The sequence below is a fragment of the Mesorhizobium sp. YL-MeA3-2017 genome (assembly GCF_030814575.1).
GTDB classification, from domain to species: Bacteria; Pseudomonadota; Alphaproteobacteria; order Rhizobiales; family Rhizobiaceae; genus Mesorhizobium; species Mesorhizobium terrae.
In genome coordinates this window covers 2,812,440-2,835,165 of record NZ_JAUSVH010000001.1, presented here as the reverse complement: position 1 = coordinate 2,835,165, position 22,726 = coordinate 2,812,440, and the positions used below count along the sequence as shown (strand labels likewise).

Here is a 22,726-nt window from a genome sequence, read left to right as displayed (position 1 = left end):
CAGATGACGCAGGTCGATCGCAGCGGTTGGCGATAGGCCGCGCTAATGAAAATTACGCCCCTTCGGCATGACGCGCTGCGCGTCTTCGGCATGTGTCGGGAAATCCTGTTCGGGGACTGTTTTCCGATCCACTCGGTCGGCGGTACGGCTTTGGTCCGACGGCCCGGGCAAGAGCCTGTTTCCAGTTGCCGGTGAATTCGCTGCATCCGGCTGCCCGGTCTCCAGCAGCGACGAGAGCCAGGGCGTCAAATCTTCGATCTTGTCGGCGACGATGTGGATGACATCGGACTCGCATTGCAGCTTGCCGGTGACGCGAACGAAGCGCGCGCCCATGATAACCGGGCGATATCGATCGAATGTCCGTGCCCAGAAGATGATATTCGCGACGGTTTTCTCGTCCTCCAGTGTCAGAAAAATGGCTTTGCCGTTGCCCGGCCGCTGGCGCACGAGGACAAGCCCGGCGACCGTGACACGTCTGCCGTCCGGCACCGAAGACAGCAGCGCATTCGGCGTGACGCCGCTGCGGGCGAGCCGGTCGCGCAGGAACGAGACGGGATGCGCCTTCAAGGACAGGCCGAGCGACCGGTAATCGTGGATGACGTGCTCGCCCGGTCGCATCATCGGCAGCTTCGTCTCTGGCTCCAATTCGGGCAACCTGATCTGCGGCTGATCGAACAGAGGCAGTCTTTCCGTGGCCTTGCGGCCATCGAGCGCACGCACCGCCCAGAGCGCATCGCGCCGGCTGATGCCGAGCGAGCGGAAAGCGTCGGCCTCGGCCAGTTTCTCGATCTCGTCAGTATCGAGGCCGGAGCGTAGCCAGACATCGCGCACGGATTCGTAACCGTCGCCGCGCCGGGCCGCGAACATCAGCATCCGATCCTCCGATAGCCCCTTGATCTGGCGAAATCCCAGCCGGACGGCGTGGTCGGTTTTAATGACGCCGCGCATCTCGGCATGGCGAGATGTGATGCGCTGGGGATCGAACGAGGCTTTTTCGAGCGCGCAGTCCCAGATCGAGGCATTGATGTCGACATCGCGGATTTCGACACCATGATCGCGCGCATCGCGCACCAATTGGGCCGGTTGGTAGAAACCCATGGGCTGCGAGTTAAGGATCGCTGCGCAGAAGACGTCGGGATAAAAGGTCTTGAACCAGCAGGAGGCATAAACGAGCAGGGCGAAGGAGGCGGCGTGGCTTTCCGGGAAGCCATATTCGCCGAACCCTTCGATCTGCTTGAAGCAGCGCTCGGCGAATTCACGGGGGTAATCCTTGCGGACCATGCCTTCGATCATCTTCTCCTTGTAATTGCCGATGGTTCCCATGCGTCTAAACGTTGCCATGGCGCGGCGCAGCTCGTCCGCTTCTCCGGGTTTGAAGCCGCCGGCAACTATAGCGATCTTCATCGCCTGTTCTTGGAACAGCGGTACGCCATAGGTCCTGCCCAGGATCTCCTTCAATTCGTCCTTGTAATACTCGACCTCTTCCCTTCCTTGCCGCCGGCGCAGGTAGGGGTGGACCATATTGCCCTGTATGGGACCGGGCCGCACGATAGCCACTTCGATGACGAGGTCATAGAACTCTCGCGGCCGCAGTCGCGGCAGCATCGACATCTGCGCGCGTGATTCAATCTGGAAAACACCGAGCGTATCCGCGCGGCAGATCATATCGTAAACACGCTTATCCTCTTCCGGCAGTGTCGCTAGCTCATACGGCCGATCGAATTGATCGCGGACGGCGGGATAATGGCTTTTCAACAAACTGAATGTGCGTTTCAGGCACGACAACATGCCGAGCGCCAGGACGTCGACTTTAAGCAATCCAACGGCGTCGAGATCATCCTTGTCCCATTCGACCATCTTGCGTTGGTCCATTGCCGTCTTGACGATAGGTACGATCTCGTCGAGGCGATCCTTGGTGATGACGAAACCGCCGACATGCTGCGTGAGATGGCGCGGGAAGCCCATGATTTCGTTGGCGAGATCGAGGACATATCTGGTCAACGGGTCCGTATGGGCAAGACCGCCGGCCTGGGTCTCTCGCTCGCCAAGTTCGGATGAATACCAGCCCCAGATCGAACTCGACAAAGCGCTTCGGACATCCTCGGATAGACCCATTGCCTTGGCGACCTCACGCAAAGCGGAGCGGCCGCGATAGGTGATCACCGCCGCGGCAAGTGCAGTATGCTTTTCCTTATATTTCTCATAAATATAAGCGATAACCTCCTCGCGGCGTTCATGCTCGAAATCGACATCTATGTCGGGCGGTTCGTTACGCTCTTCAGAGATGAAGCGCTCGAAAAGTGCATGGATTTGATTAGGCCCGACCGGCGTTATACCGATGCAGTAACAGACGACGGAATTGGCGGCAGAGCCACGGCCTTGACACAATATGCCTCGGCTGCGTGCGAAGCGAACGATGTCATGTACGGTCAAGAAATAGCGCGCATACCCCATTCGCCCGACCAGGGCCAATTCTTCCCTGATACGCGAGGACACGGGCTGCGGTACTCCGTCAGGGTAGCGCTCCACTGCTCCTTCCCAGGCAAGTCGTTCCAGTTCCTGCTGCGGCGTTGCGCCATCGCGCGTCGGTTCGTCGGGATAATTGTGACGTAATTCCTGTAGTGAAAAGCTGAGGGTCTCGGCGAAGCGCAGCGTTTCGGTAAGCGCCTGTGGATGGCGACGGAAAAGACGAGCCATTTCTTGCGTCGGCTTCATATGGCGCTCAGCATTTGCAGCGAGTTCCATTCCAGCCTCGGCTACAGGGACGTTGAGCCGGATCGCAGTCACCACATCCTGCAGCGGTCGCCGTTCTGCGCAATGATAGAGTATGTCGTTAGTGGCCATGAAAGGCAGACCAGCGGCTTGTGCCAGACCTTGAGCCTGCTCGATGCGAAAGAGGTCGTCGCCTTGATATTTGGGCGCGGCAGCGAGCCACAGATTTCGACCGAAACGTTCCTTCAACCGGCATAACAGCGGTAGTTCATCTTGGCCGGGGGAAAGACGGGGCAGTATGGCGAGAGATATATGGTCACCCCCTTTGAGGAGGTCGTCGAGATAAAGTAGAGGAGCCCCCTTTTCTCCGCGAAGATTCGCTTCGGTTAAGAGCCGGCACAGATGCCCCCAACCGGTTCGGTCCTGAGGATAGGCCAAGATATCCGGGACACCGTCGCAGAACACCAACCTGCAACCGGGATGATAAGGCAGCCAAACCGCCTCGGTCTCGTTGGAAAGCTGAATATGCCGCGATTGGCTCCAAGCACGCACCACACCGGCAACGGTATTACGATCTGCAAGTCCCATGGCGGTGTAGCCCAGCGCGCATGACATCACGACCAACTCCTCCGGGCGCGAGGCGCCGCGCAGGAAGGAAAAATTCGACTGCACGCCGAACTCGGCATAGGCCGGCAGGGCAGATGGCGCGCGCAGGTTGGCCGTCTTCATGCGAACACCCCATGCATGAACCAGCGCGGCGGCGGTTCGGAATCGCTGTAAAAGCCCTGGCGATAGAGCCAGTAGCGGCGGCCGTCCGTATCCTCGACGCGATAATAGTCGCGTGTCGGCTCCTGCTTGCGCCACCACTCCGCCGCGATGCGTTCAGGGCCCTCGACGCTGGCGACACGGTGCAGCGCGCGCCGCCAGCGGAACTGCGGCGGCGGGCCATCCGGGATTTCCGTGGCCGGAACCTCGATCGGTTCCGGCACCCGGAACAGCCGGATCGGGCGTTCCGGCTGGAAAGGCGTTGTGGTGGGCAGGTTCCTGGGGGCGGCGGGTTTCTTCGGCGGCGATACACGCTGCGGCGGGTTCTCCCAGTAGGGGATGGTCGTGACGGCCCGTTCCGGCAGATGGCTTTCGATGGCGACCGGTTTCATCACGGCACCATCGCCCAGGCGGGCACGGATACGGTCAACGAAGAGAGCGAGACCTTCCTCGTCTTCCTCGACATCGCCGGCGAGGTCGGCTTGTCGTATATCGAAAGGCGCGGTGGTCAGGACGGCGAGGCGAACGAGATCGAAACCGTAGCCGGCATCGAAATCCTCAGCGATCGCGGCCAGCCTTTCATGGAACAGTTTCTGGACGAGCCGCGGCTCACGCATCGGCCGCGACGTGCCGACGACAAGCCGGCTGACCACGCCATCGACCCTGAAAAGCAGGAGTGCGAGCGCCCTGGCGCCTTCGCCTCGCCGTTCGAGATCGGTTTTCAGCGCCGTCGCGAGCAAGAACACCAGACGCTCGATGTCGTCGGTCAGGGTGATCGGCTCGGCAAGATGCCGCTCGACCGAAAGAGGCGCGACGGGCAGGCGCGGCGACACCGCCTCATCCTGCCGGCCGAGCGCCTGGTCGAGCCGCAGGAGCAGGGTCGCGCCGAAACGGCGCACCAGCGGCGCGCGTGGCGCCGCCATGACGGCGCCTGCCGTGCGAAGACCGACGCTTTCCAGGCTGCCGCGCACCTGCGGATCGAGGCGCAGCGCGGTCAGCGGTAGGGGTGCCAGGAGCCTCTCCTCATCACCACGTTCGACGATGCATTGCCTGGAAAATCGCGCGGCAGCCCAGGCAGCCCCGGCTGTCGAGGCGATGCCGGCGCGCACGTCGAAACCCTGATGGAAAAACCGGGCCAGGATCTCATCCAGCATGGCGCGTTCGCCGCCGAAAAGATGCGCGCAGCCGGTGATGTCGAGGAACAGGCCGTCGGTACCGTCCAGGGCGACCAGCGGTGTGTAGCGGTCGCACCAGTCGGCCAGGCTTTCGAGCAGGCGCAAATCCGCCTGTGGATCGGCTTCGATGATGTCGATCGCCGGATGCATGGCGCGGGCGTCGGCGATGCCCATGCCGGGTTTCAGGCGCAATGCCTCGGCTCGTTCATCGAGCGCGGCGATGCGTTGCGCGTTGCGGTCGCGATGGCTGATCACCAGTGGGTGATGACTGGAAGGGCGGGAACGCCACGACCGCCCCAGGCGCTGCCGCAGTATCCGCTCCGCCGGAAGATGCGGAAACCAGAGCGACAGGATCCTTTGCTCCTTCTTGCGCGTCCCTTCGCCATTTGCCGGTTCCGCCCACGCGCTTTCTGTCCAGGAATGTGCGTTCATCGGGGTTCCACTCCAGTGTGAATTGTCCAGGCTGTGCCGCGCGGCTCTTGTCGATGGTGACGGTGAAGGCCGGGCGGCCGATCGAGCCGTCCAGCGGTCCGGCGACGGTGAGGCGAGGTGCGGCGGGTGCGGGGGCGACGACAAGACGGACAGGGGCGGCCGTCGGTTCGGCGAAGGCTGCCTGGCGCAGCAGGAATACGGGCCGGCCAGCCATCTGCGCGCGCCGATGCAGCCGCCGCGTCGCCGTGAGGTCGAGCCGTTCGGAATTGCCGCGCAGCTCCAGAACGACGGCCGAGAGCGCCGTCAGCCCGGCCGCTTCCTCGGCGATCCACAAGGCGTCGACGAGCTTTGGCGCCTCGGCATAAAGCAACATCTCGGGCGCGATGCCGAAACCGGCCTGAAGACCCCGCGCGTAAGGAAAGCCGGCCTCGCGGAAGATCTCGGCGGTGCCGACCCAGAGGATGGGGGCAGGCGAGCCCGCCGCTTTCAAGGCCAGGCCGGCAAGGGAGAGCGCGAAACCGGCGACGGTGCCGGCGTCGCGCGTCTCGGCGCCATGGAATTCGGTGAGGGCGGCTTTCGGCAGGCCGCCGCCCAGGGCGGCGTCGAGGCGGCCGGCACCCGTCGCGAGCAGCCCATGGCTTTCGGCCACGCCGCCACGGCGAACCAGCATGCGATCCGCGTCGAAGGCATCGCCGGCAGGCGCGTCGAGGCGCTCGGCCAGTGTTCCTTCGATTTTCGCGATCTGGCGGCGCAGGGCAAAAACAGTGTCCCGCACCACAGCGCTTGTCGCCATGGTGTTCCGTTCCGTCGATATGTTCCTGTTATGTTCTTATAGATTCCAGAGGGCGGAACGAGAGTCAAGCGGAGTCGTGAAGAATTTATTCCTCTTCCAGGCGGGCACTCGTCTCCGGAGCGTCCGGCATTTGCCGATTGTGCCGCAACGGCCTATATGCCGAATGTCAAAGGACAAAGAATGGCCCGCATCTACAAGACCCGCACCTGGCATGGGGAGCTTTCACCCTCCCTGGAGGAAATGGAGCTCCTGGCGCTGGAAGCCTATGCGCATCTGCCGGAAGAATTCCGCAAGCTGACCGGCGAGATCGTCATCCAGATGGCCGAGTTCCCGACCGACGAGATCATGGACGACCTGTCGCTGGAGACGCCGTTCGACCTGCTTGGCCTGTTCGAGGGGCGCGGCATCGCCGAACGCTGGAACCCGGCGACCGGCGAAGGGCCGAACCGCATCACGCTCTATCGCCGCGCCGTCCTCGACTACTGGGCCGAGAACGAGGAGACACTGGGCGACATCGTCACCCATGTGCTGATCCACGAGATCGGCCATCATTTTGGCCTCTCCGACGACGACATGGAGCGGATCGAGGCGGCCGTCGAATAGACTTTTCGATGCGTGGCCTCAGCGGCCGCCCGTCACCAGTCGCTCAGCTTGGTCTCGCCGGGAACATAGTCCTGGCCGTCTATGTCCTTCACCACGGCCTGGCCGCAGCGCATCGCCTTTTCTTTTTTGTCGTAGGCATAGGTCGGCGAGCCATAGAGGTGCCAGCCCTTGTTCAGCGCCGCTGTCACCTTATGGCAGAAGGTGGCGTCGTCGACGGCGGTGAGAAAACGGTAAAGTCGCATGAGCGGGTCCTGTCCTGTATAGGGTAGCGGCGATCATGCGCCGATGCTTGTGGCTTTCGCCAGCAATTTTTCGGCCTGGGCGAGGTGCAGCCGCTCGACCATCCGGCCTTCCAGCGCGATCACGCTTTTTCCGGCGTTCTCCGGCCTGCCGAAGGCCTCGACAACGGCGCGGGCCTCGGCCAGCGCCCGCGGCGACGGCGAGAAGGCGGCATTGGCGGCCTCGATCTGCGTAGGATGGATCAGCGTCTTGCCGTCGAAGCCCATGGCCGCAGCGTCGGCGCATTCGCGCAGGAAGCCGGCCGAATCGTGGAAATCATTGTAGACGCCGTCGAGCAGCGCGATGCCGCCGGCGCGCGCGGCCAGCACCATCTGCATCAGCCATGGCATCAGATAGCGTCGGTCCGGCGTCGCCTGGATGCCGGTCTCCTTGATCAGGTCGTTGGTGCCGGCGACCAGGCAGGCGAGCCGCGAGGCGGGATCGCGGCCAAGCTCGGCGATGGCGGCGATGTTGATCAGCGCCTTGGGCGTCTCGATCATCGCCCACAACTTGACCTCGTCGGGCATGTCGGCCTCGTCGAGGGCATCGCCGGCTTCCAGGATGTCGCGCGGCGTATCGATCTTGGGCAGGAGAATGCCGTCGGGCCGGCAAGCAAGGGCCGCGGCCAGATCATCCGGGCCGCTTTCGCCGCCAAGGCGGTTGATGCGCACCACCATTTCGCAGCGTCGCTTTGGGCGGTCGGCGAAGATCGCGCCCAGCCTGTCACGCGCCGAAGCCTTCTCGCCGGAAGCGACGGCGTCCTCCAGATCGATGATGACCGCATCGCAGGTAAGGGCCGGGATCTTGGCCAGTGCCCGCTCGTTCGCGGCGGGAATGTAGAGCACGGAGCGGCGCGGACGATAGGAAATCTCAACCATCTGGTCTTCTTGCCCGGCAAAGCTGGCCCTTGCAAGCTCTTGCGGGAGGGTGGCTGAACCTGCTTTCCTTCAGCGCGGCAATTCGGGACTTCAGTTCATGGCGCAATACGACATCGTGATCATCGGCGGGGCCATCGTCGGCGCCTCGGTTGCCTATTACCTCCGCGAGGAAGGGTTCACCGGCTCCATCGCGCTGATCGAGCGCGATCCGCAATTTGCCCATGCGGCGACGACGCTGTCCTGCGCCTCCATCCGCCAGCAGTTCTCGATCCCTGAAAACATCCGCCTGTCGCAGTTCACGCTGAAGCTGTTCCGGCGGCTCAAGGAAGAATTCGGCACCGATGCCGATATCGGCTTCCGCGAAGGCGGCTATCTGATCCTGGCCGGCGAGAACGGCCTGCCGATCCTGAAGGCCAACCACGACGTGCAGGTGGCGGAAGGCGCCGACATCGTCCTGGAGGACGTCGAGGCGCTGACGCGTCGTTTCGCCTGGTTGTCGGCGGAGGGCATCACCGCCGGCGCCTATGGCCGCTCCGGCGAGGGCTGGTTCGACGCGCACGCCTATCTGCAGCTGTTCCGCAAGGCGTTGCGGACCAAGTCGGTCGACCTGATCACGGCCTCGGTCACCGCCATTGCTCGCGACAACGGCCGCGTCCAGTCGGTGACGCTCGACAATGGCGAGACGCTGCAGGCCGGTATCGTCGTCAACGCCGCAGGTCCGAATGCCGGCAAGGTCTCGGCCATGGCCGGGCTCGAACTGCCGGTGGAGCCGCGCAAGCGTTCGGTCTTCGTGTTCGAGGCCCGCGAGCGCTACGAGGATCTGCCGCTGCTGGTCGACCCGAGCGGCATCTATGTACGGCCGGAAGGTTCGGTCTACATCACCGGCGGCGCCGAGCCGGAGGAGGGCGAAACCGCCGCCGACCCGACCGATTTCGAGCCGGACTGGTCGCTGTTCGAGGAGACGATCTGGCCGGTGCTCGCTACCCGCATCCCGGCTTTCGAGGCGATCAAGATGACACGCGCCTGGGCTGGCCATTACGACTACAACACGCTCGACCAGAACGCGGTGATCGGCCCGCACCCTGAAGTGTCGAACTTCATCTTCGCCAACGGTTTTTCCGGCCATGGCCTGCAGCAGGCGCCGGCGGTGGGCAAGGCGCTGGCCGAACTCATCATGCATGGCGGCTACCGCAGCATCGACTGTTCGGCCTTCGGCTATGCGCGCGTGGCGCAAGGGCGGCCGTTCCGCGAGCTCAACGTGATCTGACCGCCACAGGCGCGCCGAACTTTGCCGTCGGGCTTTCGTTGCGATTGACTCCTTTCGCAATCAGCGTAAAAGCCCGTCCCGAACAGGAACGTCCCGATGCGCGGCCTCATCATGGCTCTTTTCGCATTCGACTTCCCCGGCCATGGCAACATGGTTGCGGGAGAGCGGCAACGCGCGCGCCTGTCCTCGACCAAAACTACGGCCAAAAAAACCACCGTCACCACGGTCTGATCTCCCTTGGCCTTCTCGCCCTCTCCCCGGGTCTGGCCCGAGGGAGGCGAGACCCGCAGTGGCCGGCGGGTTTCTCCAAGCAAAGCGAGCGGAGAGCGACAGGAGAATTTTTCTATGGGTTTCAAGGTTGCGGTAATCGGCGCCACGGGCAATGTGGGTCGTGAAATGCTGAACATCCTGGAAGAGCGCGGCTTTCCGGTGAGCGAAGTGGTAGCGATCGCCTCGCGGCGCAGCCAGGGCACCGAAGTGTCCTTCGGCGACAAGACGCTGAAGGTGAAGGCGCTGGAAGGTTACGACTTCTCCGACACCGACATCGCCATCATGTCGGCCGGCGGCAACATCTCGAAGGAATGGTCGCCCAAGATCGGCAAGCAGGGCTGCGTCGTCATCGATAATTCCTCGGCGTTCCGCTACGATCCGGAAGTGCCGCTGATCGTGCCGGAAGTGAACCCGGACGCGATTTCCGGTTTCACCAGGAAGAACATCATCGCCAACCCGAACTGCTCGACCGCCCAGCTGGTGGTGGCGCTGAAGCCGCTGCATGACGCGGCCACCATCAAGCGCATCGTGGTGGCGACCTACCAGTCGGTGTCGGGCGCCGGCAAGGAAGGCATGGACGAACTGTTCACGCAGACCCGCGCCGTCTTCGTCGCCGACCCGGTCGAGGCCAAGAAGTTCACCAAGCGCATCGCCTTCAACGTCATCCCGCATATCGACGTCTTCATGGAAGACGGTTCCACCAAGGAAGAGTGGAAGATGGTGGCCGAGACCAAGAAGATGCTCGACCCCAAGATCAAGCTGACCGCGACCTGCGTGCGCGTGCCGGTGTTCATCGGCCATTCGGAAGCGGTGAATGTCGAGTTCGAAAAGCCGATCACCGCCGACGAGGCGCGCGATATCCTGCGCGAGGCGCCGGGCTGCCTGGTCATCGACAAGCGCGAGGACGGCGGCTACATCACGCCGATCGAGTCCGCCGGCGAGGACGCCACCTACATCTCGCGCATCCGCGAAGACTCCACGCTCGATAACGCCCTCAACATGTGGATCGTCTCCGACAATCTGCGCAAGGGTGCGGCGCTCAACGCCGTGCAGATCGCCGAGCTGCTGGTCGAACGCGGCCTGATCCAGCCGAAGAAGAAGGCGGCTTAATTCCGCTCACGGGTCGCACCGCCGCCTCTGGCGGCTGACCCTACGCGGGTGCGCCGGACCGACCGGCGGCCCGCAGTCGCGGGCTCGGCCTTCGGCCGATAGTTCCTCCCACGCTGTCTCCGCTTAGCGGTTCGCTCCGGACGGGGCGCGCCACGAGGCGCGACGCGCGGTCGCGCTTGCGGTCTTCGACCGATGGTTTGCTCACAGGCCGCAGCGCTGCCTGCGGCGGCGTTCGTCGTTCGAAAAGCCAAGCAGTTGGCTTTTCGTCCGCTTCGCGGAACTCTCTTCACCTACGTGGGTGCGCCGGACGACCGGCGGCCCGCAGTCGCGGGCTGGGTAGCTAGCCCGTCCCGCGCGTTCGTCATTCCGGGCAAGCGAGGCGAAGCCGAGCGCCGACCCGGAACCCATTGGTCCCAGCGCATTGAGCACGGCCCGGACCTGAGTTCGCACGGATCGCCGTGAAACATGCGGCGTCGGTTCGGCTGCGTGAACGGTTCAGAACGAGGACCGGGCCGTGCCCGACAACGGTGCGGCCAATGGGTTCCGGCTCTCGCTGCGCTCGGCCGGAATGACGGCGGCGTGGCGGGCTTGAATACACTTATTCATCGCCACGCCCTGCTTTTCGCAGTCTGGCCATTGTCAAAGAGCACTCCCTTGAGGGAGGTGGGAAGCGGGGCGCCGGGTCGGTGCCTCTCAATAGCAAGTACGTGGCGCCTTCCGGGCGCCCCGCCAGTGTTCTTGCCCCGGACCGACCTCGCACGTCACTGTTGACGGCAGACTTCGGGCCTCAAAGCCGCCATTCGCGGCGGCCGGGTTTTTCCAGGGCCCGGACTTAGGGCTCGTCACCAGACACCGCCACCGTTAGCGCTGCCAGTCCGGCACCGGCGCCCTCCCTGATACCCGGTGCGCACCAGGTTCCCGTGAGGGCGATGGGCTGATTGTGGCGTGTGCCCCGAACGTGTGGACAAATCCGGGCGCGATTTTCGCGTGGTTTGCGGCAAGGGATTGAAGGGACAGCGTTCTTTCTTTCGCCTCGTGCCTACCGCCGCGCTTTCTATCCACATCCTGCACGGCGCCGGCGCGCCAGCGTTCCGGCATGGATTCCCGACACGCTCCGCTCGTTCCTCGCTCACGCGGTCGGGTGTAGCGCGCCGCGCGGTTTTGAGTTTTTGACACGCGGTTTTAGAGCACGAGCTATGGCTTAAAAGGAGCTTCAATGCGCCCTCGAACCTGCTTTGAGCCTTCATCGCGGGGTTATGATCAACTCCCGCGCAGGCCGACCCTTTCCCCCGCCTACCGTATAGTTCAGCTGAACCTCATCCTGGTCGAACGCCGCGAAGATCTTGCGGATAGCAGGCACGTCGTTGATGGAGAGGATGAAGCGACCCTTCAGGCGTGAAAGGCGCTCGGCCATCACCTCGAACTGCTCCCGGCCAAACAGGGTTGCGCCATAGTCACGTTCCGATCCGAAATACGGCGGATCGAGATAGAAGAGGGTCTCAGCGCGATCGTAGCGATCAATGAAGGGAAGCCAATCCAGGCACTCAATGGTGACACCAGCAAGCCGTTCATGAACCTCCGCAAGCAGGGGCTCCAGGCGTGTGAGGTTGAAGCTTGCCGACGAACTGGGATCGACGCCGAAACTTTGGCCAGCGACCTTGCCGCCGAATGCCGTCTTTTGAAGGTAAAGGAACCGGCCGGCGCGCTCCAGGTCGGTCAACGAGGCGGCGTTGCTCGCCTGCAGACGCTCAAACTCGCGTCGGCCGGTCAATTGCCATCGCAGCGTGTCCATGAACTGCGGATAGTGCCGTTGGAGGATCCGAAAGAGGTTGGCGACCTCTCCGTTGCGATCATTGATGACTTCGGCTCTCGGCTGCTTCTGCCGCCTGAAGAAGACGCCGCCCATGCCGACAAAGACCTCGGCATAGGTGCGATGAGGAACAGCGCCGATCTGTTGGACTAGACGCGCTGCCAGCTTCCGTTTGCCACCGATGTAAGGTGCTGGCGGATGAACTGGTGTGACCGCTGCGAACTCATCGTGAATGCCCATATCCGAGCCTCTGAGAATCAGTCACCGTCTCGCCGCCCGAAAGGGCCGCAGGCGTGACGTTATCTCTGGTGTCGTCAGGCGGGTCGAAGTTTGCCGACAGAGGCCCGCCTTCCCGGAGCCTGGCTCCGGGCGTCTGCGCTGCTAAGGCCAGTCGGCCGCATCGATCTGTGCCTGCGTGGTGATGGTGCCAGCCTCGATGCCAGCTAGAACTGCGCCCTCGATGGCAAAGGAGGCGTCGACGTGATCGAGGACCGCATTGCTGATGGCAATGATGGTGGCTGCGTCGATCTCGACAAATCCCGCCGGCGTCTTCCAATTCGTCGTGAAGGCCGCATCCTTGTCCGCCTTCACGCGGGCTCCGGTGATCATGAGCTTGGACCTGTCGTCGGTCGCCACCGACATCCCACCGACAACGATGCCGCCCGTTTCCACACGCCAGCGTTTGTCGGCCGCATAAACCAGCAGCGAGCTTTTCAGAGCAGCCGATCGGAGATTGGCGATGTCATCGATCAGCGCCTCGACGTTTTCGGCGTCGGCATCTGCGATCTCCAGATGACTGCCGTCATAGACGACGCCAGCCGGCAGTTGTGGCGCTATGACGACAAGGTCGTCTCGGGTGATTTCAATCGTGGCCATCTTCAGCTCCCTTAGACCGCGAGACGCAGGACGGAGATGCGTGCTCCATAGTTGACGACGGCGCCAGCCGGCATGCCGTCGATGAAGCACCTGAATTCAAGGTAGTCGCCGACAACGGCATCTTTCACGTCGGCTCCGCCGCCGTACGTTGTGTTCAGGGATGCGCTCTGTACCCGGTTTGAGGTGTTCAGGAATTCGGCCCCATTGAAATAGACCCCCGCGTTCATTGCCAGGGCGAAATTCGCACTGATGAGGTTGAGGCCGAAGGACGCGAAGAAAGCAAACCGGCCTGCTTTCTGGCAGACAATCTTTGAGCCCACGATCTGCCAATCGGCCTGCCCGTCATCCGTCAACGACACGGGAGTGATAACTGTCAGCACATTGTTGACGGGTGTCGGCGCCAGCGGGCGGCGGGTACAATCGATGACGGTCGAGGCCTGTTTGAAGGCATCGCCGCTGGTCTTCTTGATCTGCGCAAGCGAAACGGTGCCGCGAACGGTATCGGCGGCCGCTATGTTGCTGGCGACAAAGACAGCACCGTTATAGGTCAATCGAACGACCATGAACGGTTGAAATTCACCACCCGTCAGGAGCGCCGCGCTGCTGATCGGCCTGACGCTCTTGGCACCGAGGTCGTTGACCTTGATCGTCACAGGGCCGGTATTGGCAATGGCGATCTCGACGTCGATCGTCATGCCCAGAACATAACCGGCCGGAGCAGGGTCTAGCGTCACGGTGATGGCATTGGCGGTGCCATTGGCAGACACATAATCGCCCTTCCGGCGCATCCACCACAACATCTTCGAGATCTGCGCACGGTCGGCTTCGTTCAGAACGCCACCATTGAACTCAATGATCGCCGCCAGCTCCTCCTGGAGGCTGTTTAGAAAAGCGGCCGTGACTTCTGTGCCGGGCACGCCGGCACCGGCGTTTTGACTGCGAAAGCCTCTCTTGCCTGCACCAATGTCCACCCAATCTTGGCCGTTAACGCGTTCCATTCCGGGCTCCTAGAGATAGATAAAGACAAGCTGGGTGTGGGCTGGCTTGAGCCTGCGCAGTTCGCATTCGATGTCGCTGGGTGCGTATCCGCCGAGCGGATCTCCAGCGACGTTCTGGCCAGCGCGGAACCACCATTGGGAAATCAGGGCGAGCTTCACGCGCCAGGTAAATTGCTCGCCTTCAGCGACCAACGGCTGGCCCGCTCGCAAGACGCCGGCCTTCGACGGCCAGAACTCTTCGACCTCGATCGCGGCCCCGAGGCGGGCAGCAGTCTCGACAAAATAGGAGACACTCTGCCCTCCACGCGCGGTCCAACGTTGGTGCGCCTGGCGCTGGCGCTGTTCCACAGTCCGGTTGCCAAGATCGCGGCCGCACGGATCCGGGCCGAGCACGCGTTCGAAGTCCGGCAGCAGCCGAACGGCAGTGCGCGGGTCGATCTCCCGCATCAGCGCTTCGGCCTCGGCCTCGGCATCCGCGAGCGGATGCGCCAACGCGTCAAGCAGCGCGTCCAGCACGCCGCCCCGGAAGGCAAGCACCCAACCGATCGGTAGCTTGCCAATCAAACTGCCAAGGATGGTGGGAACGGTTCTGCTCACAGCGGCGCCACGAATGTGATTTCGCCAGGCACCGGATAGTGATCGCGGGCAAGCGTGAAGGGTGCAGCCGGCACGAGCAGGTCATGCGCGTATTCGCCCGCAGCGGCCGAAAGAGCTTCCGAGATCCGCGACGGCTCGATCCGTGCCCCGATCGGCCCGGCGTTCTGAGTATCCTCCGCGTCACCGATCGTCGCGACGAAGCGCTGATAGGCTTCGCTGACGGCGGCTCGAATGGCTACCGTGTCGGGTCGGGTGCGTACGGTGATCGGGAGCGAATGGGTAACGGCCGGGACCACCACCACATTGGCGGTTACCGGACGCACGCCTGTTGACGAGCCGGGAGCGCCGAGATGGGCGAGCATCGCGGTTTGCTCACCAGCTGTCGGTGCCTTGCCGAAAAGACCGTCCTTCATTGCCACCACAACACCGACCGACCCACGGCCGATCCAGTCGGTAACAACCGCGACGGCGCGCACGTCGAACGCTTCGCGCAGCCATTCGGGATAGTCGAAACCGGCACCACCATGAGGCGGCTGTCGGATACGGTTGATCGTTGCGGCGCTCAGTTCGCGCGCCGTTTCCTCGGGCGAGCCGCCCGCCAAACCGGCAGCGCCCACCGTCGCACGGCTGATCTCGGGAAATGGAGCAGCCGTTCGTAGCCGGATGCCAGCAGCGATGTTGCCTGCCGGCCCACGAACCAAGGCGACGACGGGGATCGAGACGGTGCCACCAGCACCTATGGCGGTCACGGCCGTGGATTTAACCGTGACGCCATCGGAGGCGGCAAATTCCAGGTCTGCGGGTAAGGGCGTGCCGGCAACACCTTCCACAAGCACGCTGCCGACAGCAAAGGTCGCCAGCCGCTTTTCGACACCCCAGATTGAGGCGTGTCGATCAGCGAACTCGTCTTCTGCGGTGTCGGGAAAATACTGGCGGCTCCACCATGCGATGTGATCGTGAATACCGCGCATTTCCATGGCGACAGCCCTGCCGAGGATCGCGAACATGCCGCGTGGCGAGCGAACGGCCCGCGACAGCGCGATTGGGTCGATGTTGGGTCGGACAGCGAGGATCAGGGTCTCCAGTGCGCCTGCAATCCGTTCGGCAATGGCGCTGGTTCTAGGGATTTGCCAAGCCATCAGCGGCCTCCCGAAATCGAGAGCGCGGCGTCGGCTACCAGGATGCGATAGCCGAGCGTTTGCGGGCGCACCCACGAAACATCCAGCTCGGCCGGATTGCCAGTCTCCGGTTCAGCCCAGGCCAGCGCCTCTTCCAGCCAAAACTGAAACAAGAGCCGCGTGGTTTCGGTCTCCTTTGCCCTGTCGAGCAGCCAGAGACGCGAGCCAACACGCTCGCCCCGTGGATCCAGCGCATCACCGGCCCAGCCGCGACGCTCCGCGAATGCCGAGGTCAGGAATTCGGAACGAGCCTGGGGTAGCGGATCGTCCGGCGACGCGCGGCGATCCAGGCCTATCGACAGCAGTACTGGCGTGATGGAGGTTTCGTCGATGACCAGATCGCCATCGTCGCCGACCGCGAGATCGCAGCGGCGCGTCGACGGATTGTAGGTCAGCGCGAGATCGAAGAACATGGTGCGGATTTACCGCGCGCGCGTGTCCCGGATCATGCCCGCCAAGGCGGGCGGGCCGTGGGATTTTCTTACGCGCAATCCCATTTGCTGGCGCCGGATATCAGGCTGGCGCCGCATGCCGTCTTGTCGCCCTGGCGCGCGATCGGCATGCCTTCGCATTTCCATTTGCCCGAGCCGGTGACGATCGGGTTGACCCCATGGCCAGGTATCGGGCAGCTGAACATGTCACCCTTGCGGGCGATCAGCGCTCCTTCGCAGGGCCATTTTGTGTTGGAGGAGACAACCGCGCCACCATGATCTGAGGTGTCACCCAAGCGAACGATCAGTTGCGCCATTATTCGAGGTGCCCCGCAGCCGACTTGAGCGTGATGCTGGCGCCGCTGCCCATCTCGATCGCGCCGCCCGCTTTCATGACCATCTTGTCGCCATGCCCATTGTACATGCCGACCTCGCCAGGCTTCAGGCCGCCCATGCGCTTCGAAGGGTTGGCGACAGGCAAGACGACCAGGTCGCCTTCATCGCTGCCGACCGACAGCACGATCGCCAGCGCGCCATCCTCCGGCACCGACGAGGCAAAGCCGAACGGTTGCAGGATCTCGACATCGTCGCGCCAGATGCCGTCGGCGACTTCAACCGAGCAGCGCTGGGTCTCGCCGTCGTCGCGAACATTCTTCAGCACCGATCGGCGGATCATGCCGCGCATCTTGTCGGCGGTTTCCTTGTCCATCACAGTTTCTCCGCAGTTCCGTCGAGCTTGCCGGTACCGACGCTCTTCTTGCCCTTGAGGTTCTTGCGGCGCGAGCCCGACGCCTTCTTGTCGTAGGCCTCCGGCGACGTGACGGTCAGTTCGGTTTCCTCACCGCTTTCGTCCTTCCGAAACGTCACCGTCGAAATCAGCATGTCGCGCTCGATGCCCTGGAATGCGTCGGAGACGAACGTCATCTCATTGACACGCCAGACGCGGCCACCGACCGAATAGCCGTGAACGCGATAGTTGGCCTCTTCGGCATTTGCTCGGGCGGTCCGCATGCGCCAGTCAGCCTCGTCATTGGCGGACTGTTCGTCGGCCTGTGTACGGGCCAAGTGAACGATCGGGCGGTAGCGCTCGATCTCCGGGTCCGTCGCTCGTCCTGTGGTGGCTGTCCCACGCCGCTCGCGCTCGTACGCGGATCCGTCGCTGGGTTGACGATTTCCCGGATCGGCCGGCTCGGTCCCTGGCGTCAGCGCTGCCGAGCGACTATCGCGATCACCGCTGGCTTTCTCGCTCTGACCGCGCACGATCGTCTTAGAGTGACGGCCCTCGTGGCTGAAGGTCGCGCGTGACCCCTTCACATTGCCCGGCAGAGTGAGATCGGCCGGCGCTCGCTTGGCACCTGTGCGTGTGATGACAACACCGCCGACGCCATCGCTCATCACCAGGGCGTGCCGCTGGCGCGCGCCTTTCTCGATTGCGGAGTGTCCCGTCTCACCGAGATCCAGCGCGTAGCGGGGAAAGGGCTTGCCTGTGTCGATCTCGGTCCGCACGTTCAAACCGAATGGCGCGACGATGCGCTTGACGGCATCTTCCAGCTTTATGTTGGTGAACTCGCCTGGCCCCTCGGGCACGGCAGCGCAATCGATCAAGTCGCCGGCCTTGTCCTCCCCGGATATGCTGACCTCCGCATGCTCCTCGTCGATATTGGGCTCGACCTTCTTGATGTAGCCGTGCAGGACGAGGGCGCCGTCAGCGAGACACTTCACTTCCATTCCAGGCCGTACCCTGAAGATCGCCCGAGGCGATGCATAATCGAAAGTCGAGATCGAGCGCACGCCATCGCGGAGTGTGAAGGAAAACGACCCCGAAAAATCCTTCAGGTTCCGGGTGACCTCGGCCCTGGTCCATTCCTCATAGAGGACGCCGTTAATCTGCAACGTGAGGCTCATTTGAGCGCCTCGACGCGTCCGGCTTGCAACATCGCCGGATGCCTCGGTCGGTTGCGCTCGACCAGGGAGCGATAGCCGGCCTCGATCGTCTCCGGTCGGTCGCCATAGAGATCGTTGGCCACCGCGAAGGCATCCGTCTCGGTATCGTATGTGCGCACGATCAGGGACGGCAGCCGGCCGATCGCCTCGTTGATATCCGCGATCACGGCGGCCCGCAGGTCGCCGGCTGCGCGACTGGCGGCGGTCGTGACAGCCGTAAACTGCATGTCCTCGATGCCGGCCAGCGCGTCGGTAAAGCCGTCGATCGCGCCGACCAGCCTGCCGCGCAAAGCCAGGGCATCCTCCCGGCTGGCATGCTCGATCTGGACCGAGAGACCGACCGCTTTCCCCAGTGGGTCGCCTGCAGCGGTGAGCAACAGCACGCTATCCGTGGTCGAAGGCGCCTCGGCGTGCTGGACAGTGAACCGCTGTGACGCGCCGATGAACAGGTCGACGATCTGTGCCGGCGTCACGGGTGCAATCGGCACTGGGGCCTCCGCTGCTGGCGAAACGGCGGCATCGTCATTGCCCTGCAGCTGCTGCACAACGGTATCGGTCACCGCCATAGCCGCATTGGTGAACGCAGCCGGCCCGGCCGGCATCGACCCCGGCAAGGCGGATCGAACGACGGCAGCGGCACTTCCTGCCGGCAGGGTGAGCCACTCGCTCTTGAGCAGCCTGGTTGAGCGCTGCGTCGCGAGATCCTGAACGCGCGAGATCGTTCGGCTGGCCGGCGAGCTGCCCAACGCTGTGAGGGTCGACGCGAAGTTCAACGCCGCGCCGAGGAGAGTGGCGGCAGTGGAATTCAAGAACCCGTTGAAGCCGGTTCGAGCCAGTTTGAAGGAAGCGGTGAAGCGCGCAACCCGCAACTCGCTCGATGAGAACGAGATCTCGGCCGGCTCGCCCAGGATGACGGTCATGACGCCCCACCAGGGGTGGATCAGCGTGCCTGGACCTGGACGCTCGAAAGCGGCCCGCAGGGTGCGCGCCTGGGCGACATAGTCATCGCCGACCAGCACGCCGTCGATCGAGGTGGCGGCTGGATGCAAGCCGAGATCGTCATAGGCTGCACGGTCGGTGCCTGGGAACAAGTGCTCCGCCACCCTGCGACCGGCTTCGGTCGAAGTGTCCGGCACGAAGAAGCCGATGCCGCGAAAGGACGCGGGCAAGCAGCCCGGAAGAACGTGAGCGACGCTGTCGAAGATCATACCCGGCCCACCATGCGTCCGCTGCCGGCCTGGACGGGCACGGCGGCATTGTCCGAAGCCACGCTCGCAACCTTGGCAGGCCCGTCGACCACGATGCGGACGGCGCCGCCGACATTGACGTCCTGGCGCACCGGCGCCGCGATCGCGGCGAAACGGCTGCTGGCGGCCGGCTGCAGCGAGGATTGCTTGTTGTTGTTGGCAGGCGGGCGGACCGGCGGCACGGTGAAGTCTTGCAGGGCCCGTTCGCGATCTTCCGGCATGCCGCTCGGGCCGACCTTGTTCGGATCTCCGGCCGGCGTGCCGTTCGGCAGGACGTCGCCAGTCTTGGCACTGCTACCAGCACCGAACGGATTGAGGTTGATCGTGGGCAAGGAGAATTTGGACAGCCAGGCCGCGAAGTCAGTGAGAGCCGCCTTCACCTGGCTAATCACTATTACAACCTTCTCATACGCAGCGACGACGCCGTCCGGCATGATCTTGCTCCACGGGATTGGCTCACCGGTTGCCAGGGCGTTGGTGATCTCGCGGATCGCCTTCAGCACATCCCCGACCGACCTTGCCAGTTCGACGAAGTCATCGGCAGTCTGCTTCAGCTGGCCGCCGACGAAGCCACCGATATCGCCGAACACCTTGCCCCAGTCGATGCCGCTGCCGGCGAAGACATTGCTGACGATCTGGCCGATGTTCGAGCCGATGTCGCGCAGAATTCGGAAATCCTCGACCACGGCCGAGACATACCGCGAGAAGCTGTCACCGATGCCGGCGATGTTCTTTTGGAACCCGCCGAGGAATTTCGATCCGGCGAACTCAGCACCCGCCCAGGCGCGCTCGAAACCGCGCTGGATCATCGGGCCATATTGGCTGACCATATCGCGCCCGGCGTCAATGATGCGTCGACCGCGATCGACGACATCGCCGGCCAATGACCGGAAGCCCTGCTTGGCCCGATCCCACAGCCGCATCAGGCGCGGGCCGAACCGATCCCAGTTCTTCCAGATGAACGCCGCACCGCCTGCGAGCGCCGCAATGAGCAACCCGATCGGCGACAGAATGATGCCGATCAGCGCGCCGATCGCGGCCAGGCCGGCGCCGACGATCGGCAAGACGAAGCCGAGCACGCCGAGTGCTGCGGCCACGCCGAGGCCGGCGCCGGCGAACACGAGCATCTTGGTTGCCATACCACCGGACGAAGCATCGAATTCGCGAAGCCAGCCCAAGGCAGCGATAGCCCATTCGTTCAAGGTCGGCAGCCATTGCGCAAAGGCCATGCCGACGAAACGAACGGCCTGGGTGCCAACCTCGCGGAAAATAGTCAGCTGGCGGTTGATGCCGGCCATCTGGGTGTCGAAGTCCGCGTCGGTGATCGCGCCGGTGGCGGCGGCCACCTTGGACTTGATGTCCTTGTACTCGTCGATATTGGCGAGGAACGGGACCAGGAAGTCGAGAACCTGTTTGTCCTGGAACAGCTCGCCGACCTTGCCGGCCGCGCCGATCGCCTCCAGCTGCTGGCGCACATAGCCGAGCGCCTCCGCGCCTTCGAGCCCGTTCTGCTTGGCCTTCTTCATGAAGCCCGCGATCTGGGTTTCGTTGACGCCGGTCAGCTTGCCGATCTTCTGGATCACCGCCTCGATCGGGTTCATGCCCTTGGCGGCGGCGTCCATCATGACGGCCTCGATGTCGACGCCATGCTTTTCGAAGTTCTTCTTCGTCAGCGGCGCCAGCGCCTTGTCCAGGAAGTTGGCCAGATTGTTGGCGGCCGTGGCCGGATCTGCTGTGCCCTTGCGGGCAATCTGCAGGGCGGACGCCAGGAAGTTCACCGCCTCGCGGCCTTTGACGCCGAATTTCGCGACACCGCTGGTGAGGTTCGGGAAGCTGGCGGCCATATCCTTAAGCTCGAAGGAGCCGAGCTTGCCGGCGACGACCAGGGCGCCGAGGCTGTCGCGCATCTGGTCGGCCGGAAGCTTCAAATTGTTCAGCATGGATATGCCGACACCGGACATGTCGGCGAAGCTGGCGTTCGCGGCCGTCGTCGCGCGGCCGATGTCGCCGATCGTCGCGTCAATCAGCTTCGGGTTGACGCCGGCTGCGATCATCTGCCCGACGCCGTCGGCGATGGTGTCGGAATGCTGGCCGATCTTGAAGGCAAGTGCATCATAGCGGATCTCGGCCTGATCGACGAAGGCAAACGCCGCCTTGCCGGTCAGTTCCGCGGTGCCGGCGATATCGAGCAGCTTCTGCTGGAAAGCCGCCGCTTCCTGGATCGGTCCCATGAAGGAAATGCCGGCAACAGCGGCGCCCAGGACGCCGATCTTGCGCGCGAAACCGACCAGGCTGGACAGGTTGTTCTTGAGCGAACGGAGCGGCCCCGAGAGATGATCCCGGAGCCGCACCAACACATCCAATGCCATCGACCTGCCGGACACGCCTCACTCCTTTTTTGAGACCTCCTCGCGGTAGGCCATGATCGCGTTCCACCAGAAGGTGGCGTCACGGGCGGTGAATTGGTCGACCTCGGCTGCCGACAGGCCGGTCCCGTCGACCAGCCCGCCCAGGATCACCTGCCAGTTGTCCGGCCAGTCGCGAAAAAACTGTTCAGCACCTGGCCACCGGCGGCGATGTCGGCGCCGTCCATCTTGTCAAACAGCGCGTTCATGATCGCCTGGCTGATGCGAGTGGAACGGGCGAATGCAACAACGCTCATGTCATCCTCTTTCGCGGCAGCAATCGCGCGCTGGTCGGCGCCGTTCAGCCGATGGAAGACGAGACGCTCATAACGATCGGTGCGGACCTTGCCGTTCTTGCGGATCTGGAGATCGCGCGGGAACTTGAGCGGCAAGGTAACCGAGCCGTCCTGGTTCTTCTTCGCGTGCGGAGGCAGGCGGTCGAGCGGGTCGATGTCCTCGTCGACAACGTCGGCATCCGTTTCCGCGTCAGCCGGGACCGGGCCGTCTTCGTCGACAACGGTTTCCGCTGCCGCTGCGCTGTCGGCCTGGTCTTCGTCCAAGTCGATCGCGACTTCCTTGACCAGGCGGCTCATGCCAGCACCTCTTCAGGCGCCGAGCCCGCCCATTTGAGTTCGATCTTGCCGCCTTCGCCGCCCGTCACGTCCGGGCGATCAGTGAGGAACGCGTCCCCGATGACGAAGGTCTGGCCGGTGTCGCACAGCACCTGCAGTTCCCCTTCGCCGGGACCCCAGAGGTTTCCGAAGCGCTGGCCGCGCTCCAGGTTGGTCGTGGCCGTCACCTCCGACGGCTCGAACTCCTGAGCACGAGCGGCCTTGTTGCCGTAGTTGACGACATTGTTCTTGATGCCGCCGACCTTGATCTTGGCGCCTTTTTCGACCGGAATGTTCCGACCGCGCCAGACGATGTCGACGATGCCGAGCGTCTGCATTTAAACC

Annotated in this window: 23 protein-coding genes; 4 read left to right on the top strand and 19 right to left on the bottom strand. The window is 63.5% G+C overall.

What is annotated here, in order from left to right:
• Window positions 1-42: 42 nt before the first annotated feature.
• From QFZ88_RS13615 to QFZ88_RS13605, 3 genes are read right to left on the bottom strand one after another with little or no spacing between them, the layout of a single operon-like run.
• The gene (locus QFZ88_RS13615; protein WP_024923262.1) at window positions 43-3,441 is read right to left on the bottom strand and encodes an error-prone DNA polymerase; all 3,399 of its coding nucleotides are present in this window, start codon (window positions 3,439-3,441) and stop codon (window positions 43-45) included.
• Complete coding sequence (locus QFZ88_RS13610; RefSeq protein ID WP_024923261.1) at window positions 3,438-4,907, bottom strand: DNA polymerase Y family protein; 1,470 nt, start codon at window positions 4,905-4,907, stop codon at window positions 3,438-3,440. Before QFZ88_RS13610 ends, QFZ88_RS13615 begins: the two co-directional genes overlap by 4 nt.
• Window positions 4,858-5,877 (bottom strand): ImuA family protein, encoded by a 1,020-nt coding sequence (locus QFZ88_RS13605; protein WP_024923260.1) that lies wholly within the window; start codon window positions 5,875-5,877, stop codon window positions 4,858-4,860. Before QFZ88_RS13605 ends, QFZ88_RS13610 begins: the two co-directional genes overlap by 50 nt.
• A gap of 180 nt (window positions 5,878-6,057) precedes the next feature.
• Here QFZ88_RS13605 and QFZ88_RS13600 point away from each other — a divergent pair, with 180 nt between their 5' ends.
• On the top strand, window positions 6,058-6,480 hold the full coding sequence (locus QFZ88_RS13600) for a metallopeptidase family protein (protein WP_024923259.1): 423 nt from the start codon (window positions 6,058-6,060) through the stop codon (window positions 6,478-6,480).
• A gap of 32 nt (window positions 6,481-6,512) precedes the next feature.
• On the opposite strand, the gene QFZ88_RS13595 is transcribed toward QFZ88_RS13600, so the two are convergent.
• The gene (locus QFZ88_RS13595; RefSeq protein WP_024923258.1) at window positions 6,513-6,722 is read right to left on the bottom strand and encodes a DUF1737 domain-containing protein; all 210 of its coding nucleotides are present in this window, start codon (window positions 6,720-6,722) and stop codon (window positions 6,513-6,515) included.
• A gap of 33 nt (window positions 6,723-6,755) precedes the next feature.
• The gene (locus tag QFZ88_RS13590; protein ID WP_024923257.1) at window positions 6,756-7,637 is read right to left on the bottom strand and encodes an HpcH/HpaI aldolase/citrate lyase family protein; all 882 of its coding nucleotides are present in this window, start codon (window positions 7,635-7,637) and stop codon (window positions 6,756-6,758) included.
• A gap of 97 nt (window positions 7,638-7,734) precedes the next feature.
• Here QFZ88_RS13590 and QFZ88_RS13585 point away from each other — a divergent pair, with 97 nt between their 5' ends.
• The 3 genes from QFZ88_RS13585 to QFZ88_RS13575 all read left to right on the top strand — a co-directional run bounded on the left by QFZ88_RS13585 (window position 7,735) and on the right by QFZ88_RS13575 (window position 10,284).
• Window positions 7,735-8,904, top strand: coding sequence for an NAD(P)/FAD-dependent oxidoreductase (locus tag QFZ88_RS13585; protein WP_024923256.1), 1,170 nt, complete (start codon window positions 7,735-7,737; stop codon window positions 8,902-8,904).
• A gap of 96 nt (window positions 8,905-9,000) precedes the next feature.
• Window positions 9,001-9,135, top strand: a complete 135-nt coding sequence (locus QFZ88_RS13580) for a hypothetical protein (protein WP_275040855.1) — start codon at window positions 9,001-9,003, stop codon at window positions 9,133-9,135.
• A gap of 114 nt (window positions 9,136-9,249) precedes the next feature.
• Window positions 9,250-10,284 (top strand): aspartate-semialdehyde dehydrogenase, encoded by a 1,035-nt coding sequence (locus QFZ88_RS13575; protein ID WP_024923255.1) that lies wholly within the window; start codon window positions 9,250-9,252, stop codon window positions 10,282-10,284.
• A 1,243-nt stretch (window positions 10,285-11,527) separates the two neighbouring features.
• Here the strand turns inward: QFZ88_RS13575 and QFZ88_RS13570 are convergent.
• The 14 genes from QFZ88_RS13570 to QFZ88_RS13505 form a co-directional block, all read right to left on the bottom strand.
• Window positions 11,528-12,334 (bottom strand): DNA adenine methylase, encoded by an 807-nt coding sequence (locus QFZ88_RS13570; RefSeq protein WP_024923254.1) that lies wholly within the window; start codon window positions 12,332-12,334, stop codon window positions 11,528-11,530.
• A gap of 141 nt (window positions 12,335-12,475) precedes the next feature.
• Window positions 12,476-12,970: a DUF4376 domain-containing protein gene (locus QFZ88_RS13565; RefSeq protein ID WP_024923253.1), complete on the bottom strand. Its 495-nt coding sequence runs from the start codon at window positions 12,968-12,970 to the stop codon at window positions 12,476-12,478.
• An 11-nt stretch (window positions 12,971-12,981) separates the two neighbouring features.
• Window positions 12,982-13,968: a hypothetical protein gene (locus QFZ88_RS13560; RefSeq protein ID WP_024923252.1), complete on the bottom strand. Its 987-nt coding sequence runs from the start codon at window positions 13,966-13,968 to the stop codon at window positions 12,982-12,984.
• Between the two features lie 9 nt (window positions 13,969-13,977).
• A complete protein-coding gene (locus QFZ88_RS13555) occupies window positions 13,978-14,565 on the bottom strand; it encodes a YmfQ family protein (protein ID WP_024923251.1) in 588 nt (195 codons plus the stop codon).
• Entirely contained in the window at window positions 14,562-15,572 is a 1,011-nt protein-coding gene (locus QFZ88_RS13550) for a baseplate J/gp47 family protein (RefSeq protein ID WP_244431182.1), read from the bottom strand. The genes QFZ88_RS13555 and QFZ88_RS13550 overlap by 4 nt, the downstream gene beginning before the upstream one ends.
• A 131-nt stretch (window positions 15,573-15,703) precedes the next feature.
• Window positions 15,704-16,156, bottom strand: coding sequence for a phage GP46 family protein (locus tag QFZ88_RS13545; protein WP_024923249.1), 453 nt, complete (start codon window positions 16,154-16,156; stop codon window positions 15,704-15,706).
• A gap of 68 nt (window positions 16,157-16,224) precedes the next feature.
• Window positions 16,225-16,470, bottom strand: coding sequence for a PAAR domain-containing protein (locus tag QFZ88_RS13540; RefSeq protein ID WP_244431183.1), 246 nt, complete (start codon window positions 16,468-16,470; stop codon window positions 16,225-16,227).
• A gap of 20 nt (window positions 16,471-16,490) precedes the next feature.
• On the bottom strand, window positions 16,491-16,883 hold the full coding sequence (locus tag QFZ88_RS13535; protein ID WP_024923247.1) for a phage baseplate assembly protein: 393 nt from the start codon (window positions 16,881-16,883) through the stop codon (window positions 16,491-16,493).
• Window positions 16,883-18,079 carry a phage baseplate assembly protein gene (locus tag QFZ88_RS13530; RefSeq protein ID WP_024923246.1) on the bottom strand — a complete coding sequence of 399 codons (1,197 nt, stop codon included), beginning with the start codon at window positions 18,077-18,079 and terminating at the stop codon, window positions 16,883-16,885. The genes QFZ88_RS13535 and QFZ88_RS13530 overlap by 1 nt, the downstream gene beginning before the upstream one ends.
• Window positions 18,076-19,326: a DNA circularization N-terminal domain-containing protein gene (locus QFZ88_RS13525; RefSeq protein WP_024923245.1), complete on the bottom strand. Its 1,251-nt coding sequence runs from the start codon at window positions 19,324-19,326 to the stop codon at window positions 18,076-18,078. The genes QFZ88_RS13530 and QFZ88_RS13525 overlap by 4 nt, the downstream gene beginning before the upstream one ends.
• Entirely contained in the window at window positions 19,323-21,749 is a 2,427-nt protein-coding gene (locus tag QFZ88_RS13520; protein WP_137900348.1) for a phage tail tape measure protein, read from the bottom strand. Before QFZ88_RS13520 ends, QFZ88_RS13525 begins: the two co-directional genes overlap by 4 nt.
• 3 nt (window positions 21,750-21,752) lie before the next feature.
• Complete coding sequence (locus QFZ88_RS13515; protein WP_275040856.1) at window positions 21,753-21,884, bottom strand: hypothetical protein; 132 nt, start codon at window positions 21,882-21,884, stop codon at window positions 21,753-21,755.
• The gene (locus QFZ88_RS13510) at window positions 21,881-22,363 is read right to left on the bottom strand and encodes a hypothetical protein (RefSeq protein WP_024923243.1); all 483 of its coding nucleotides are present in this window, start codon (window positions 22,361-22,363) and stop codon (window positions 21,881-21,883) included. Before QFZ88_RS13510 ends, QFZ88_RS13515 begins: the two co-directional genes overlap by 4 nt.
• The gene (locus tag QFZ88_RS13505; RefSeq protein ID WP_024923242.1) at window positions 22,360-22,719 is read right to left on the bottom strand and encodes a phage tail tube protein; all 360 of its coding nucleotides are present in this window, start codon (window positions 22,717-22,719) and stop codon (window positions 22,360-22,362) included. Before QFZ88_RS13505 ends, QFZ88_RS13510 begins: the two co-directional genes overlap by 4 nt.
• Window positions 22,720-22,726: the final 7 nt, after the last annotated feature.